Origin of the sequence: Propionibacterium australiense (genome assembly GCF_003666605.1) — a bacterium.
Classification (GTDB): Bacteria; Actinomycetota; Actinomycetes; order Propionibacteriales; family Propionibacteriaceae; genus Propionibacterium; species Propionibacterium australiense.
The window spans coordinates 71,603-87,531 of sequence record NZ_RCIV01000005.1; the positions used below are offsets into that span (position 1 = coordinate 71,603).

11 protein-coding genes are annotated in these 15,929 nt (G+C 66.7%); 5 read left to right on the forward strand and 6 right to left on the reverse strand.

The features are described 5' to 3' along the window. From D9T14_RS05815 to hemL, 5 genes are all read left to right on the forward strand, one after another. Entirely contained in the window at positions 1-1,164 is a 1,164-nt protein-coding gene (locus D9T14_RS05815; protein WP_119161411.1) for a TIGR04053 family radical SAM/SPASM domain-containing protein, read from the forward strand. Then, positions 1,161-2,651, forward strand: coding sequence for a protoporphyrinogen oxidase (gene hemG, locus D9T14_RS05820; RefSeq protein WP_119161344.1), 1,491 nt, complete (start codon positions 1,161-1,163; stop codon positions 2,649-2,651). The genes D9T14_RS05815 and hemG overlap by 4 nt, the downstream gene beginning before the upstream one ends. Further along, a complete protein-coding gene (gene hemH / locus D9T14_RS05825; RefSeq protein ID WP_119161345.1) occupies positions 2,648-3,682 on the forward strand; it encodes a ferrochelatase in 1,035 nt (344 codons plus the stop codon). Before hemG ends, hemH begins: the two co-directional genes overlap by 4 nt. Next, positions 3,679-4,665 carry a porphobilinogen synthase gene (gene hemB / locus D9T14_RS05830; protein ID WP_119161346.1) on the forward strand — a complete coding sequence of 329 codons (987 nt, stop codon included), beginning with the start codon at positions 3,679-3,681 and terminating at the stop codon, positions 4,663-4,665. The genes hemH and hemB overlap by 4 nt, the downstream gene beginning before the upstream one ends. A gap of 352 nt (positions 4,666-5,017) precedes the next feature. Beyond that, positions 5,018-6,325 (forward strand): glutamate-1-semialdehyde 2,1-aminomutase, encoded by a 1,308-nt coding sequence (hemL, locus tag D9T14_RS05835; RefSeq protein ID WP_119161347.1) that lies wholly within the window; start codon positions 5,018-5,020, stop codon positions 6,323-6,325. A 604-nt stretch (positions 6,326-6,929) separates the two neighbouring features. On the opposite strand, the gene D9T14_RS05840 is transcribed toward hemL, so the two are convergent. From D9T14_RS05840 to D9T14_RS05865, 6 genes are read right to left on the reverse strand one after another with little or no spacing between them, the layout of a single operon-like run. Continuing rightward, a complete protein-coding gene (locus D9T14_RS05840; protein ID WP_119161348.1) occupies positions 6,930-7,379 on the reverse strand; it encodes a hypothetical protein in 450 nt (149 codons plus the stop codon). Beyond that, positions 7,376-8,854, reverse strand: a complete 1,479-nt coding sequence (locus D9T14_RS05845; RefSeq protein WP_119161349.1) for an RAMP superfamily CRISPR-associated protein — start codon at positions 8,852-8,854, stop codon at positions 7,376-7,378. Before D9T14_RS05845 ends, D9T14_RS05840 begins: the two co-directional genes overlap by 4 nt. Further along, entirely contained in the window at positions 8,851-10,218 is a 1,368-nt protein-coding gene (locus D9T14_RS05850; RefSeq protein ID WP_119161350.1) for a hypothetical protein, read from the reverse strand. Before D9T14_RS05850 ends, D9T14_RS05845 begins: the two co-directional genes overlap by 4 nt. Beyond that, positions 10,211-10,933, reverse strand: coding sequence for an RAMP superfamily CRISPR-associated protein (locus D9T14_RS05855; protein ID WP_126464283.1), 723 nt, complete (start codon positions 10,931-10,933; stop codon positions 10,211-10,213). Before D9T14_RS05855 ends, D9T14_RS05850 begins: the two co-directional genes overlap by 8 nt. Next, entirely contained in the window at positions 10,930-12,489 is a 1,560-nt protein-coding gene (locus D9T14_RS05860) for a Cas10/Cmr2 second palm domain-containing protein (RefSeq protein ID WP_119161352.1), read from the reverse strand. Before D9T14_RS05860 ends, D9T14_RS05855 begins: the two co-directional genes overlap by 4 nt. Next, on the reverse strand, positions 12,486-14,963 hold the full coding sequence (locus D9T14_RS05865) for a TIGR03986 family type III CRISPR-associated RAMP protein (RefSeq protein WP_182482052.1): 2,478 nt from the start codon (positions 14,961-14,963) through the stop codon (positions 12,486-12,488). Before D9T14_RS05865 ends, D9T14_RS05860 begins: the two co-directional genes overlap by 4 nt. Positions 14,964-15,929: the final 966 nt, after the last annotated feature.

The window sequence follows — 15,929 nt, forward strand, 5'->3', positions numbered from 1 at the left end:
ATGCAGCGACCAGCCGGGATCGGTTCGGTCAAACCTGTCGACTGGGCCTACGACCGCGCCCCCATGATCATCTACTGGGAACTGACCACGGCCTGCGCCCTGGCCTGCCGGCACTGCCGCGCGAGCGCCCAGCTCCAACCGCCGCCCGGCGAGCTCACTCACGACGAGGCGCTGCGCATCCTCGACCAGGTCGCCGGTTTCGGCAACCCCATGCCGCACGTCATCATGACCGGGGGCGACCCGCTGCGCCGCTTCGACCTGGACGAGCTCATCGCCGAGGCACGCAACCGCGGCATCGGCGTCTCGCTGTCCCCGGCCGTCACCCCGCTGCTCACCAAGGAGCGGATCGCCGACATGGCGGCCCTCGGCGTGCAGGCCATGTCGCTGTCCCTCGATGGCTCCACGCCCGAGCACCACGACGGCGTGCGGCAGGTGCCGGGCACCTTCGACGCCACCCTGCAGGCCCTCGCCGACGCCAACGAGGTCGGCATGCCCATGCAGATCAACACGCTCGTCACCGACACCACGGTCGCCGACCTGGAGGACATCTACGAGCTGCTCAAGGGCTACAAGCTCTTCCAGTGGAGCCTGTTCTTCCTCATCTCGGTGGGCCGCGGCGCCCAGCTGCGCGAGATGAGTCCCGGCGACGCCGAACGCACCCTCATCGAGTGGAACAAGCGTCGTCCCGACGCGCCCTTCCGCATCAAGACGACCGAGGCCATGCAGTACCGGCGCATCATCGCCCAGCGGCTGATGCAGGCCGGCCAGACCGAGGAGCAGATCATCAACTCCCCGGCCTCACGCGGCTTCGGCATCCGCGACGGCAACGGCATCATGTTCATCTCCCACCTCGGCGAGGTGATGCCCTCGGGCTTCCTGCCCACCAGTGTCGGCAATGTGCGAGAGCGCTCGATCGTCGAGCTGTACCGCGACACCGAGCTCATGCGGGCCCTGCGCCGCCCCGACGGTTTCAAGGGCGACTGCGGCATCTGCGAGTTCAACAGGTGGTGCGGCGGCTCCCGCGCCCGCGCCTACGCGTGGACCGGCGACCCCCTCGAGTCCGACCCGCTGTGCCCCTACAAGCCGGCCGCGGCCCGGGCGGGCGTCCACCCGGAGCATCCCGGGGAGCGCCAGTCGGCCGCCGTGAGCGGGGCCACGGCATGAGCCAGGGCGCGCCCGGGGGCTGCCCGGGTCCGCGCCTGGTCGTCGTCGGCGGCGGCCTCGCGGGCCTGGCCGCCGCCTGGCAGGGCGCCTGCCGGGGCGCCCATGTCACCGTGCTGGAGGCCTCCGGCCGCCTCGGCGGCAAGATCCGCACGACCCGCCGCGACGGCTTCGTCGTCGAGGCCGGCCCCGACAGCTACGTCGCCTACAAGCCGGCCCTCGCCCAGCTGCTGGACGAACTCGGCATCGCCGACGAGGTCATCGCCCCCGGCGACGCCCGCCGCGTGGCGCTGCTGTCACGCGGCGCGCTGCGGCCGATGCCCGCCGGCATGGGCATGGTGCTGCCCACCAGGCTGTGGCCGTTCGTCACCACCGGCGTGCTCAGCTGGCCCGACAAGATCCGCGCCGGACTCGACCTGCTCATGCCCCGCCGGCTCGAGGACGGCACCGACGTCTCCATCGGCGCCTTCCTGCGCGCCCGGCTGGGCGACGGCATCGTCGACCGCTACGCCGAGGTCATGGTCGGCGGCATCTACGGCGCGGCCATCGACGAGCTGAGCCTCGACGCGGTGCTCCCGTCGCTGCGGCAGAACGAGCAGGACCACCGCTCCCTCATGCTCGCCTCGCTGGCCCAGGGCCGCAGGGCGCACGCCGCGGGCGCCGCGACGCCCGGCGCCACCGGCTCCCCGTTCCGCACCCTCACCGGCGGTCTCGGCCGCGTCATCGAGGTGCTCGCCGCCCGCCTCACCGAACGGGGCGCCGAGCTGCGCACCGGCGCGACCGCGGCCCGCCTCACCGACGCGGGCGTCGAACTTGCCGACGGCGGCCTCGTGGCGGCCGACGCCGTCGTCCTTGCCGGCGGCGCAGCCTGCTCCGCGCAGCTGCTCGCCGAGCCCGCCCCGGCGGCCGCCGCCGCCCTCGACGAGATCCCGCTGGCCTCGACCACCGTCGTCTCGCTCGGCTTCCGGGCCGCCGACTTCGACCGGGTGCCCGACTCGCAGGGCTGGCTCGTGGCCGACCCGGGCCCCATCAGCGGCGTGACGACCAGCTCGGTGAAGTACGCCGGACGCGCCCCCGACGGGCAGGTGCTCGTCCGCGTCTTCGTCCCCGACAAGCGCGGCCCGCTCACCAACGCCCCCGACGAGCAGCTGCTCGCCGGCGTGCTCGGCCACGTGCGCCCGCTGCTCGGCGTGCACGGCGAACCCACCCTCACGCGCATCGACCGCTGGCACGCGGTCATGCCCAAGTACACGGTCGGCCACCTCGACCGGGCCGCTGCCGTCGACGGCGAACTCGCCCGCCGGCGCCCCACCTGGGCGGTCGCCGGTTCCGCGCTGCACGGCGTGGGGCTGCCCGAGTGCGTCGCCGACGGCCGCCGCCGCGCCGACGCCGTGCTCGACGCCGCGGCGGCCCGACGATCCTCCTGCGAGGCCCCTGCCATGGGAGACGCCCATCCACGCAACCCCGTCAACGAAGGAGTCACGAGATGAGCACCTACTACGACGCCCTGGTCGTCATGGGCTTCGGCGGTCCGACGTCGATGGACGAGGTCGAGCCCTTCCTCAAGCACATCACCGGCGGCCGTATCACCCCCGAGCGCATGGCCACGGTGCGTGAGCACTACGCCCACTTCGGCGGCGTGAGCCCGCTCAACGGCCAGAACCAGAAGCTCGCCGACGATCTGGCCACCCGCCTGCGCGCCAGGGGCCTGGACGTGCCGGTCCGCCTGACGCACGCCCACGTGGTACCGTTCCCCGAGCAGACGCTGGCGCAGCTGGCCGCCGGGGGCCACGAGCGCGTCCTCGTGCTCGTGCCGGCCGCCTACTCCTCGTACGTGGGCTGCCGCTTCTACCGTGAGGCGCTCGCCGCTGCGACACCCGTCGACGACGACGGGCGGCCGAGGCTCGAGGTCGCCAAGATCAACCCGTTCTACGACATGCCCGGCTTCGTCGACGCCCAGGTCGGCCTGCTCGAACCCGTCGTGCGCGCCCACCCGGACGCGACGCTGCTGTTCACCACCCACTCGCTGCCGACCGGGCTGTCCGAGAGCTCCGGTGTCGGCGGCGACGGCTACCTCGGGCAGCACCGCCGCGTCATCGACCGGATCCTCGCCGGTCTCGCCGGGCAGGGGCTGCGGCCCGACTGGCAGCTGTGCTACACCTCCCAGGGCGGCGCCCCCGGCGACTCCTGGCTGACGCCCGACGTCAACGACGTCATCGACGAGCTGGCCACCCAGGACGTCAAGGACGTCATCGTGGTGTCGATCGGTTTCCTGTCCGACCACATGGAGGTCATCTGGGATCTCGACAACGAGGCCGCCCAGACCGCCAGGGGTCACGGCATGGGCTTCCACCGGGTGCCGACCGTCGCCAACGAGCCGGTCTTCCTCGACGGCCTCGCCGAGCTCGTCGCCCGCGGGCTTGCCGGCGAGGACCACAGGGGGGACGATGACTGCGGCGGCGCGGACTGCTGCCCCAACCCGGGTGGCGCAGTGCCCGCCGTCAGGGGAGTCACGCCGTGAGTGAGAGCCGTTACCGCATCCTCCAGCGCCCGCGCCGCCTGCGCAGCACCCCGGCCGTCCGCGAACTGGTCGCCGAGACACGCCTGCACCCGGCCGATCTCATCGAGCCGATGTTCGTCGTCGAGGGGCTGGACGCCCCGCGAGAGATCGCCTCGATGCCCGGGGTGCGTCAGCACACGAAGGCCTCGCTGCAGCAGGCCGTGCACGAGGCGGCCGACGCCGGGGTCGGCGCGGTCATGCTGTTCGGCACCCCCGCCGTGCGCGACCCGCAGGGCTCGCAGGGCTGGAACCCCGAGGGGGTGCTCGCCAACGCGGTGCGCTGGGCCGTCGAGGCAGAGCCGGGCATGCCGGTCATCGCAGACGTCTGCCTGGACGAGTTCACCGACCACGGCCACTGCGGCGTCCTGACCCCCGACGGGCGGGTCGACAACGACGCGACGCTGCCGCTGTACGCGAGGATGTCGGTGGTGCTCGCCGACGCGGGCGCCACGATGCTCGGCCCCTCGGGCATGATGGACGGCCAGATCGGCGTGATCCGCGAGGCCCTCGACGCGGCCGGGCACACCGACACGATCCTCATGGCCTACTCGGCCAAGTACGCTTCCGGTTTCTTCGGTCCCTTCCGCGAGGCCGTCGACTCCCAGCTCACCGGCGACCGGCGCGCCTACCAGCAGGACCCGGCCAATGTCGTCGAGGGGCTGCGCGAGATCGAGCTCGACCTGGCCGAGGGCGCCGACATCGTCATGGTCAAGCCAGCGCTGCCCTATCTCGACGTGCTCAACCGGGCCACCAAGCTCTCGAATGTGCCGGTGGCGGCCTACGTGGTCTCCGGTGAGTACGCGATGATTGAGTTCGCCGCCAGGGCCGGCGCCCTCGACCGGCGGCGCTGCATCATGGAGGCCCTCACCGGTGTCAAACGCGCCGGGGCGTCGATGATCATCACCTACTGGGCCACCGAGGCGGCCCGCTGGCTGACCGGGTGAATCCGGCTGTCGGCGTTCCGGGCCGAACGGATACGGATGTCGGCCGGCCCATCGACCCGGCGATGCCCTGTGCGGTGCGGGCGCGCCTGAATCCTGGTGTCCGGGGCCGGCTGGGCCAGGCACCCGGTCATGCTCTCCGTGCGCCGGTGGCGGCATGGCGTCCGGGTAGCCGTGACGTCGGTCGGAATGGTTTCCCCGACAGCATCGTCCATGCGGCCTGGACCCGACCCAGCCGCTGAACCGCGCGTCGCCCATGAGGCCGAGACCCGGCATCCGGCATGCCCGCCGGAACGAATACACTGCCGCCGTGCGCCTGGACCGGGCGCACGGCGGTCGACCGTGAGGAGCCCCGATGACCCGCAGCGAGGAACTGTTCGCACAAGCCCGCGAGGTGATGCCCGGCGGCGTCTCGAGCCCGGTGCGGGCCTTCGGGCGGGTCGGCGGCACGCCCGTGTTCGCGGCGTCGGGGCGGGGCAGCCGGATCACCGACGTCGACGGCCGGGACTACCTCGACCTCGTCAACAGCTGGGGTCCGCTCATCGTCGGCTACTCGCACCCGGCAGTCGTCGAGGCGGTTCAGGCCGAGGTGGCCCGCGCGACGAGTTTCGGCGCCAGCAGCGAGATCGAGCTGCGCCTGGCGCAGAGAGTCGTCGAGCGGATGGCCGGGGCCGTCGAGAAGATCCGGTTCACCTGCTCGGGCACCGAGGCGGTCATGACGGCCGCCCGCATCGCCCGCGGCGCGACCGGACGGCCGCTGCTGCTCAAGTTCGTCGGCTGCTACCACGGCCACGCCGACTCCTTCCTCGTGGCCGCCGGCTCCGGCGTGGCGAGCCTGGGCCTGCCCGACTCGCCCGGCGTGCCGGCCGAGATCGCCGCCGACACGCTGACCGTGCCGTACGGGCGGCTCGACCTGGTCGAGCAGGTCTTCGCCGAGCGCGGCACCGAGATCGCCGCCGTCGTCACCGAGTCGGTGCCGGCGAACATGGGAGTCATCGTGCCGCCGGAGGGCTTCAACAAGGGGCTGTACGAGATCGCGCACCGTCACGGGGCGCTGCTGATCCAGGACGAGGTGCTGGCCGGTTTCCGGGTGAGCCCCACCGGCGGCTGGGGCCTGCAGGGCCGGCAGGAGGGCTGGGCGCCCGACCTGTTCACCTTCGGCAAGGTGATCGGCGGCGGCATGCCGCTCGCCGCGGTCACCGGGCGCGCCGAACTGATGGACCAGCTGGCGCCGGTCGGCCCGATCTACCAGGCCGGGACGCTGTCCGGCAACCCGGCGGCCTGCGCTGCCGGCCTGGCCACCCTGGAGCTCATGGACGAGGCCGCCTACCAGCGGCTCTACCGCATCGCCGACCAGGTGGCCGGCATCGTGTCGTCCGCACTCGACCGCGAGGGCGTCGCCCACCGGCTCAACAAGGTGACGAGCCTGTTCAGCTTCTTCCTCACCGACCAGCCGGTGGTCGACTTCGACTCGGCCGCCCGCCAGGACCACGAGGCGTTCGCCCGCTTCTTCCACGCCGCCCTCGACGAGGGCATCTGGCTGCCCCCGAGCGGTTTCGAGGCCTGGTTCTGCTCGACGGCGATCACCGACGACGACCTGGAGCACCTGGAGCGTGCCATGGCGGTGGCGGCCCGCGCCGCCGCCGGAGCAGACGCCGCGTAGCTGGCGCTTTGCGGGGTAGCGGGCGCCCGTCAGGTTGGCCCTGCGGCCCCGGTTGGCCCTGCGATTGTTGTGCAAAGACGCACGAAAAGCGCAGGGTGAGTGCGGAGCGCAGGGTGACGTGGAATGCAGGGTGGTTGTTTGTCTGGGGCGTCCGGCCCGCCTGGTCCTGCGGTTGAGGCTAATCCTGCGTTGGTTGTGCAAAGACGCACAAAAAGCGCAGGGTGGGTGTGGAGCGCAGGGTGGGGTGCTTGGAGAGGGAGAGGGACTGGCCCCGACCCGGCGCCCGCTGCCAGCTCATCCCACAACGAGGTGGCGATGCTGCGCGGCGAACCGACTCTCGTACGCTGAGAGACGAGCCGGACAGGCAGCGCCCTGGCAACCGCGGCTCTGAGCTGTTGTTCTGCTTCAACGGTGAACACGCGAATTTCGATGCCCGGCAGGCCGTTGCGCACCGTGATCGGCGAGACCGTGTAGGGCTTGTCGTTCGACTGGTGCTCCCATGAGGCGCCGGGCTGGTCGAACCAACCGCTGAAAGCAGCATGCAGGTGCTCCGGGCGCGCCGGGCCGTCCTGGTCCGGCAGGGGCAGGGCGAAGATCGCGGGCATCAGTGGGCCGGTTCCCTCCCCGAGACGAAGGTCGCCGAGACGGGCAGCAGGGGCTCGTACAGGGTGAACACCCCGTTCCGCACGGGCGATTCGACTCCGCGGTCGATCTGGCCGTCGTCGCCCCATGGGAGGCTGGTGCTCACCCGCACCCTGATCTTCCGCGGGGCCGGGTAGCCCGGGGGCGGCTCGTCGTCAGACAGTTCACCGACGATGCCCTCCTCGCCGTCGACGCGGACCCTCAGCAGCCTGGTCGGGTCGGTGTCCCACGCCCACAGGTGCGAGTAGGGCGGCGCCTGGTTGGGGCATGGCTCCCCGACATGGAAACCGTTGTAGTCGGCCCAGGCGCAGCGCGTGTCCGCCAGCAGCTCGACGATCTGCTTCCATGGCAGGCGGCCGTGGCCCGTCAGGTACATGTCGTGGATCTTCACGGGGCTCTCGTCGCCGCTCATGAGGCGGCCTCCTTCTCGGTGGGCGCAGGAATCGGGTCGAGGTCGCCGAGGTCGATCCGCTCGCCGCCGACCATCACGGAGTCGACTTTGGCGGTGCCGTAGCCGGCCGCCCCCTCTGGGCCGACGCCGATGAGACCGTCGTCAAGGTCGCGCAGGGAGTGCAGCAGAGCCTGGCCGACCCACTCGTCGCCGGGCGACGGGCTGAGTGCGGCGGCGAGTGGGTTGACGTCGACGACGAGGCGCAGCCGCACGTCCTGCAGGTACAGCTGCGGCCACAGCGCGCCGTCACGCACCCCGCCGGTGAAGCGGTCGATGGCGATGCGCTGGCGTGTCCGGACCTCGTGCTGGCCGCTGCCTGTGAACTCGAAGGGCGAGTCGGCGAATGCCACGACGCCGGGCCTTTCGGTCGAACCGAAGAAACGGCACACCGCGCAGTGGCCGCAACCGGTCCACTGCTCGTCGCCGGTGTCGGGGTCGCCCCCGTCGGCGCCTTGCGTGCCGACCTCGCGGTGTCTCGTATCGGTCTCGGGGCCGTCCCCGCCGGTCTCGTCCCTCCCGGCCCCGCACACCACGTGGCCGAGCGAACGTCCGATGTACTCGACGCGCGAGCGCAGCAGCCCTTTCCACGAGCTGCCGTGGATACGGTCTGCCTGGACATCGGGTACCGCCAAGAAGTCCACCGCGAGTTCCGCGGTGAGGAACGGCTGGTCGCCGTGGCCCTGGTCGCTGCGTTGGTGCAGCAGGGCCTTGATGACATGGTCCAGGTACGGGGGCATTGTCCGGTTCCCGCTCTCGATGGACACGCTCTCTGCGCCCTGCAGCAGGGCGTCGGCCCGCTTGGCGGGAGCAGGTCTCTCGTCATCCTGCCCGTCGGGTCCTCCACCCGTGGCGCTGACCAGGGCCATCAGGTCACCGGGGTCATCGAGGTCGAGGGTGCGGTGCACCAGCTCGGTGATCCTGGCCCGCCCCATACCGATCGACGCGCCGCCGCCGACCCTGGGACGCCAGGCCCTCAGCGCCTCCAGCAGCGGCTCGATGACCTGTTCACCGGGCTCGTGCTCACGGCGCAGATAGACCAGCACCTCGGTCTTCGTGTTCTCGGGCGGCACGACCTCCTCGACTCGGTACAGGGCCCGTTCGGACGCCGAACCGCGCGTCCGGTCGATGCGGTTGCGCTGCCGCTGCGTGATCTCGGCGCCGCGCACCACCGTGCCGAGCACCCACCACGGTGACGCGGACAGTTTCGTCTTGTTGTTGCCGGTGGACTCGGTGCTCAGCTCGGGGCCGAACAGCTGTTCCCGGAGCTCTTTGGCCACCGCATGGCGCAGCGAACCGGCGATGCTCGAGCCCGGCACCACCGGCGCGCCGCCCGGGGCGGTGAGGGTGCTCACCGTGTCGGCCCCCGACGAGTCCCACGCCCCGATCCGCCAGCTCGACTCCAGCTGCAACGTGACTCGCACATAGGTACGCTTCATCGCCCGGCCTCCTTCGTGATCGCGGTGGCGACCGCGTTGCGGATGCCGTTCGGGATGGTCCTCAGCAGTTCTTCGACGCCGACCAGTTCACGCCCGCCCGCGGGTTGCTGGTGCTCGCCCACGGCACTGGACTGTTTGCTGATGCCGTCCCGTTGCGCGTCGGTCAGCTGGCGTGCGATCGGCTCGCCGGTGTGCTTGTTCACGACGAGATGGATGTCCTTGTTCTGCCCGGCCCGGAAACGGCGCAGCTGGTCGGCGAACCATTTCTTCTGCGCCGGTTCGAGTTGCAGCTCTTTGATCGCGGCCAGCCATTTCTTGGCCCCGTCGTCCCTGGCTTGTTGCGGCGTGTTCAGCAATGATGATGCCGTTCGCGGTGTCTCGGTGACCGGACGCCAGGGCTGGGCCATGACCTCGACCCAGCCGTAGCCCTCGTTGCGGCGCAGCCCCAGGCCCTTGTCGAGCAGTTCGCGGAGTTTTCCGGGGTCGAAGCCGGTCAGTACGGCGACCGCGCCCGATACCAGGGCGATCTCGGCGGGTTTGGGCAGCCCGGAGGCGGCATGCCAGCCACTCGCCAGTCCGCTCTCGGCCCGGGAGGCCCACAGGCGCCCCTCGTCGGGACGAACACCGGCGACGCATTCGAGGGCGCTGGCAAGGTCGGTGGACGGGAAACCGGCGTCGTCGACGAGGATGGTCGGGCTGATGGTGCGCACGACGACCCGCCCCTGTTCGTCGCCGGTGAGCCCGGGCGGCCCATCGGGGTCGTGCCGGATGTCCACCGTGCAGCGCCCCATCACGGTGCCGCGGCCACCGAAGTAGGCGAGACGGAGCTGCTCGAGTTTTTCCGTGTCGGTGCCATCGGGCAGCACGATGTGACCGGTGAACACCGTGCCCTTCTCGATCATCTCGCGGGCGAACAGCTGACTCTCGGCCGCCGTGTTGGTCCGCGGCGCGAGCGCGGTGGTGATACGGGAGAAGATGCCGGAGTGCGTGCAGGCGCCCTTCAAATATTCTCGGCTCGCCTCACAGCGCAGCTTCGAGTCAGCTATCGAGCAGTCGGTTTTGAACGCGTGGTCGATGTACTCGGCGTGACCGCTGTCCTTCTTGTGGTATTTGCAGCGGCTCACCGACTGGCTCTGCACCTGCGCCCAGCTGGGGAAGGCCGGGCTGAAGCGCCCGCGCTCGAAGATCGCGCTGAACCCCTCGTCGATGGGTTCGCCGTTTCGCAGCCACGCTGCGGCGAGGGCGCCGCGGAGCACCGAGCCGGGCAGAAACGGGTGCGTATGGGTGAGATAGGCGCGTTCGCCTCCGGTGCCGAACGAGGTCCGCTGCTGCGAGGTGATCTTCACCGTGAACCACTCAGCCATCTGATGCCGCCTCCTTGGCGTGCTGACCGGCCATGATCTGCCGGACGATCTCAAGGTCCTCCTTGATCGGGCGCTGCGGATCGGGAAGGAATTCCACCCAACCCATGCCACGGGTCTTGCGCTGGCCCACCTTGTCGACAAGCCGTGCCGCAACGCTGATGAGCGCCAGGTGGGCTTGCCGCACCATTTCGGGGTCCTGCTGCCACGACTCGGGCAGGCCGGACGCGCAGAGCCGGTCGCGCTGGAAGAGTCGTAGCGTGGCGGTGCCGATCCAGGCCTCCTCCTTCACGAGCAGGGCCCCGTCGACGATCGAGCCGGTGTCGTCCAGCCGCAGGCTGGCTCGCGAGGTCACCTCAAGGGCATGCCGGTTCGTGTTCGGCTCAGCGGCGTTCTGCCCCTCGCCGGGGCCGGAGGGCCTGCCCGCGTCGCCCCGGCGTTCGTCGTGGATGTCGATGTCGAAGTTCCAGGGGCACTGCCTTCCGCTCGGTCCACCGAAGACGGCCGTGACGAAGGGATGATCATCCTTGGCGGAGATGTCTTCGCCCTTCTTCGTGGGAGCGAGCAGAAGGCGTGCCTCGTCGCGCAGCACGCCCTTGATGCCGCTGGCGGTGAGCGGCGCCTTGTCGTCGATCACCTCATCGAGCCCGTTTGTGGCGTACCCGGTGCCCATACGGACACTGCTCCCGAAGGCCAGCTTCATGGTCAGGTCAATCATCGCCACCACCTGCCGATCGAGATGAGGTCATTGATGAGTGTGGTCTGCTCATCGGTGATTCCCTTCGGATCTGAGACGTGGAGGAGGCGGAGAAGAGTTTTGACCTCGGGCATGCGGCAGGTCAGATGGTCCAACAGCGTGCCGCGACTGTCTCGATCGCCGGCGAGGGCACGAACCAGGGCTGTCTCGCCATGGGCGGTCATGTCGCTTCGCAGGTGGCGGAGGGCCTTCTCGCACCTGCTGAGCCGATCGAGCGTCCACGGGTCGTGGGTATTCGGGTCGAGCCCGTCGTGGGTGACGTCGAGCCACGCGAAGCTCCAGTCCTTGCCGTGCACCGCCGACTTGGCGTTCCGCATGAGCACTTCGGCCAGTTCCACTTGGTTCGCGAACGGGTACTCCGCCTTGCAGATCACCATGCCAGCCGACATGCTCAACGGCTGCCCATGCTTTTCACTCAGCTCGGTGAGGGAGCCCTTGAGTATGTCAAGGAAACTTCTGAGGAAACGCCAGGCGCGGGGTGCCGTGACGCTGACGAGCACGTCATCACCGCCGTTGATGTGAGGGACGACAGGGCAGACCTTTTCGCCGCTGGCCAAGATCTGCTTGGTGGCTTCGAGGAGGGCTTCCGAGGTGCCCTTCTTGATTGTCTTGGAAACCTCGCGGACGTCTTTCGTCGAGTCACCGTCGCCGGCATGGTCTGCGGCATTGGTGAGAAGATCATTGAAGAGAGCGCCCATACCATTGCCGTCGGCGAAGATGAGAGCGGTGTGGTTCCCCTCGTGGGTGCGACCACGCAGCTGATTGCCGCCACGCGTGTTATCGGGCTGTAGGGCACCAAGCTGCCCGAGGTCTTCGAAGTGCTCGCTGAATGTCAGTCCCTCATATTCGGGTGCGGCGCGGAGCCTGCGCAGGAGCCAGCCCTCAGTGGTGAAACGAGTTGGAATGTCCCCGGTCCGGTCATCGGCCTTGCTGTGACTGGTGAGAGTGCGCTTCCGCCATCTGTCTTCTGCGCCGTGGTGACTGCTGCAGTCATTGCACAGCCGTAATTCCTTGTCGTCGTGGTCCTTGAATATCCCGGCGGCGGGATCCAGCCGGCATTCGTCGCACAGGCGGGCCGCCGGGAACTCGGTGGCGAGCGGATACCACGTCATGCTGCTCCAGCTGTCAAGATTTCTGGAGAGCTCGGCATAGCTCTTATCGCTCTGTATGTGGCTGATCTTGATGGTGACGCCGGGAAGTCGCTCACGGATCTTTGCGGCCAGTGCAGTGGCTGCCTCAACCACCTGCTTCGCATCGGTGGCGGCGCCGGGTTTGGAGCACAGGCTCACGACCCCGTCGATGTCAAGACCTTCTGGATTGATCTCGACTCCGGGATGGCAGCCGAGAATCTTGGTGACGGTCAGTTCCGTGTCCGCCGGGCGATCTGGCGAAGACTTCTCGGGCAGGGCCGTGAGTTGCACCAACTCCTCTGAGGCCCCACGCCTGCCCCACAAGGATCGGGAGCGGGCCAGATAGGTCTGGATGCGTTGGAGGCCGACGGTGGCATAGGTGGTCATCGGCGTCTCCTTCCCTTGGTGTTGTTCTTCTTTTGATTCGAGGAATCTTTTTGTGAAGCACCTGTTGGAAGGTATTGGTTATCGTCCATGGCATCGGGTAACGGGGTGAGGCCATTGGGGGGTCGCCCGCCTGAGTTACTCGCGAACCATTGGAATGACTGATCGAATTCCTCTTTTTCTTCCCTGTTATTTCTTTTCTTGAAATTGCCGATAGGTGGATACCAGATACGATCGTCGGCGACGTATTGCGGATGTGCCATGAGAACGCGCCTGAGGTAGTTATGTACGCACTTGAGTTCATCAGGGATATGGGAACTGATTGCGCTGATCAGTTCCTCGGTTGTGGTGGGTACATCTTCGACTGTGTCATATCTGCCATGGGCGGTTTGTACATGTAAGTTGGTGATTTCAGGTTGGGCGCTGCCATAACCAAGAGGCTTACTGCGGCCAAGATGTATCCAATACTCGTTCTGCTGTTTGTCTTGGGAAGTGTTCGTGGTGTTGAAGAACGTGCCAGGATCGGCGGCCGCAAGCAGCCAACCCAGTTGTTCGCGTGTAAGATTGTCGAAGGACACCTTTGTCTCAAGCACGATTTCCCGTGCAATCTTGATGCTGCCGTCAGAGGCCTCTTTGGACCGGCTGGTTTGACGATTCGGCTCATCTCTGTCCGTCTGGCCGTGCCAGTAGTACTTGCGACCACGAATTTTCCGGGGCTTGGGTTTGTCGCTGTCAGAGCCCCAGTGGGCGTGGGGAATGTCGTTCGAAGTCTTATTTGAATCGCTGGGTCCGGGCTCGAGATAGAAACCACCAGAGCTTGGCTTGGGGGAACGGAGTGGCGGGATGTCGATTTGATCGGGTGAAATTGATCCAGCGCTGTACGCCCAGCCGACTCGCACGTGTGAGGCGTACCCAGCTTGCTCGACGGATGGCTTCTTCTTTTCCGGGGTGCGTGTGTCGACTGAGCCGAATACGGCGCAACTCGGGCACAGGGACTTGGGGTCGTGGCAGGGCTTGAAGTCCTTGTTCATTCTGTCGCCGACGGAGTACTCGCCAGGGTATCGCCATATGGTTGCCATCTTGAGTCGATCGTTCGAGTCGAGCCAGACGGTGTCTCCATTTGACAGCAAGGCATTGGCCTTATGGCGTTTACCTATGCATTCAGGTTCTTCTCCCAAGGACTTTTGAAATTTAACGCAGTCCCATTCCCCTGGTCGTGGTGAACTGGGTGAACTTTGGTTGGAGTTGTCCTCTCCGGTCATATCCTCAGAACCTGCGCACATCAGCTTGAACTGTTCCCAGTTTTCCTGGGTTATGGTGATAAGTTTTTCACCGGTGAGGCGACCCGCGGCAATGAAATAACTCCTGGTGGGATGCTTTTTGCTTGGTCTTGGTCGTGCTCCTGCTTCTGACAGGTGGAGCACCCAGTCATCTCCTGCTGAGGCCGCATCTTCGTCTGTGATTTCGTAGCGTTTGGCATGGCTGGCGTAGTTACGGGTTTTCGCATTGAGGTTTACTCGGGAACCAGAATATAGCTCATCCGCACTGATGACCTTGTGGATGACGGATGACTCGACCCAGCAGAGTTTTTCGGTTGGTTCCACCTTTGTGATGGCGCCGGTCACCGGGTTTACTTCACGTACCACGGCGAGTCGGTGCTCTTGGGCGCCCACACTCATTGGTTCGCGGTGTACTGGAAGATATTCATCATCGAGGATGCGCAGGCAGCTGCCGGTCAATGACTCATGAAGGTTTCGTAATGCGCCCCGCAGTGCTGAACCGGGGTATCGGATTGAGCCATCCTTCGTGATCGGCAGATCTTCTACTGGGTACACCAGTGGAGTCTTGAAGGTGAGCCGCCAAGTGAACCAGCCTGATACTGCATCCAGTTTGAGGGCCTCGTGCCCCTTGGGTTTGCTTCGTCTGATCTGTTCTGGAAGTGGTACGAACGTGTAGGGATTGATGAAATGATCGCCCTGGTCATGGCGGTTCTTGATTGCTTCTGCCGCGGCTCGTTCTCGTTGGGCTTGCTTGCGTTGCTCGTTTTTGATTTTCTTTTGCGCTCTGTCTTGGCGCCACTGCTCTCGACCGCCTTCGTTGATCCAGATCAAGGTTCGAGGACCGGTGGGGGTACAAGATACCACGATATTTTTATCAGTGGCTAGCGCATTTTGTTCAGACTCATCAAGGCTCGGACAATTGCACTCAAACCACTGATCTTCGATACGAATCTGAAGATGGTTGTTGTCGTAATTCCTGGCTTTCTGATGCAAGGCGGGAAGGGGGTGTATTTCCTCAAAGTTGGTGAACAGGAAATAGTTTCCCTTGTCGATCGATGCATGGGTTTCATCTGCGCACATCTCGAAATATGCAGAGGTATCTGTGTCGGATGTGAACTTGCCGCCTGCGCCATCGTTGTACGGGGCTGTCAGCCAGTTCCCGTCCTTGTTCCACATGATGAAGTCGGAATCAGACATGATTGTGCCTTTCATGGTGTGGACGGTTGTTGATCATTCGTGCCGTCTGCTCGTTGGCTGTGGCGTGCCTCTTGGCTAATGCGGCATTCATGACCAGCTGCTGGCGAGCCTGTGCCACTCCGGGACATACTCCTGTTGGGGCGCGTCGATCGTGCGGCGAATTCGGTGGTGTCGACCGGTGTGGGGTGATCGGGATGCTGGGGCTCCGTCGGCGGCATGCCGTGGGGCTGCTCCTCTGTTGGGGCAGCGGCGGGTTGGGAGCTGGTTGCTGTGGGAGTCTTGCTCGGTCGGTGACGGCCCCGAGAGATGCTGGATCGTGTGCTGGCGAGGTGGCCACTTCATCGACGGGCATGAGCGTCATCTCCGGGTACGACTGAGCCCCGGGGTAGCAACACTGCTAGTCGGGGGTGTAACGATGGACAGCAGCACTGTATCCCCTGTGGTTCCTCGGCGACAATGTCCAGAACCCAATCGGTAGTTCCGCTGGTGGGCGACCATGCGAAGCCCTGTCACGTTCGTCCTGCGGTTGTCGTGTGAAGACGCGCGAGAACAGCAGGGTGATTGTGCCGGGGCGCTGCAGGCATCTTCTCCGGGTCCTGTGGTGTGGGCTGCTGGTCGGTCGTCCTGCGCTCGTTGTGTGAAGACACACAAGAATCGCAGGGTGATTGTGCTCTAACTGGCGGGGTGCTCGGTCCGGGGTCGTTGATCTCGTCATCGTGTCGCGATCGTGATGGCGCAGAGCTCTTGGCGCGACCTGTGTTCTTAAGCTAAGCTGAACCTTAGATCTATTGATAATGATTCTCAAATGGAGAGTTGTGCCATGAGCTCGAAGGAGACATCCTCTGAGGCGAATAAATCCCCTCTGACTACGAGTGATCCTGTGGTTGAGGATGATCTTGCCCGCTCGGGTGGCCCTGATCGCGGTGAGGACGGATTCACGGGTGGGGCCGGGGAGGTCGCGACGGC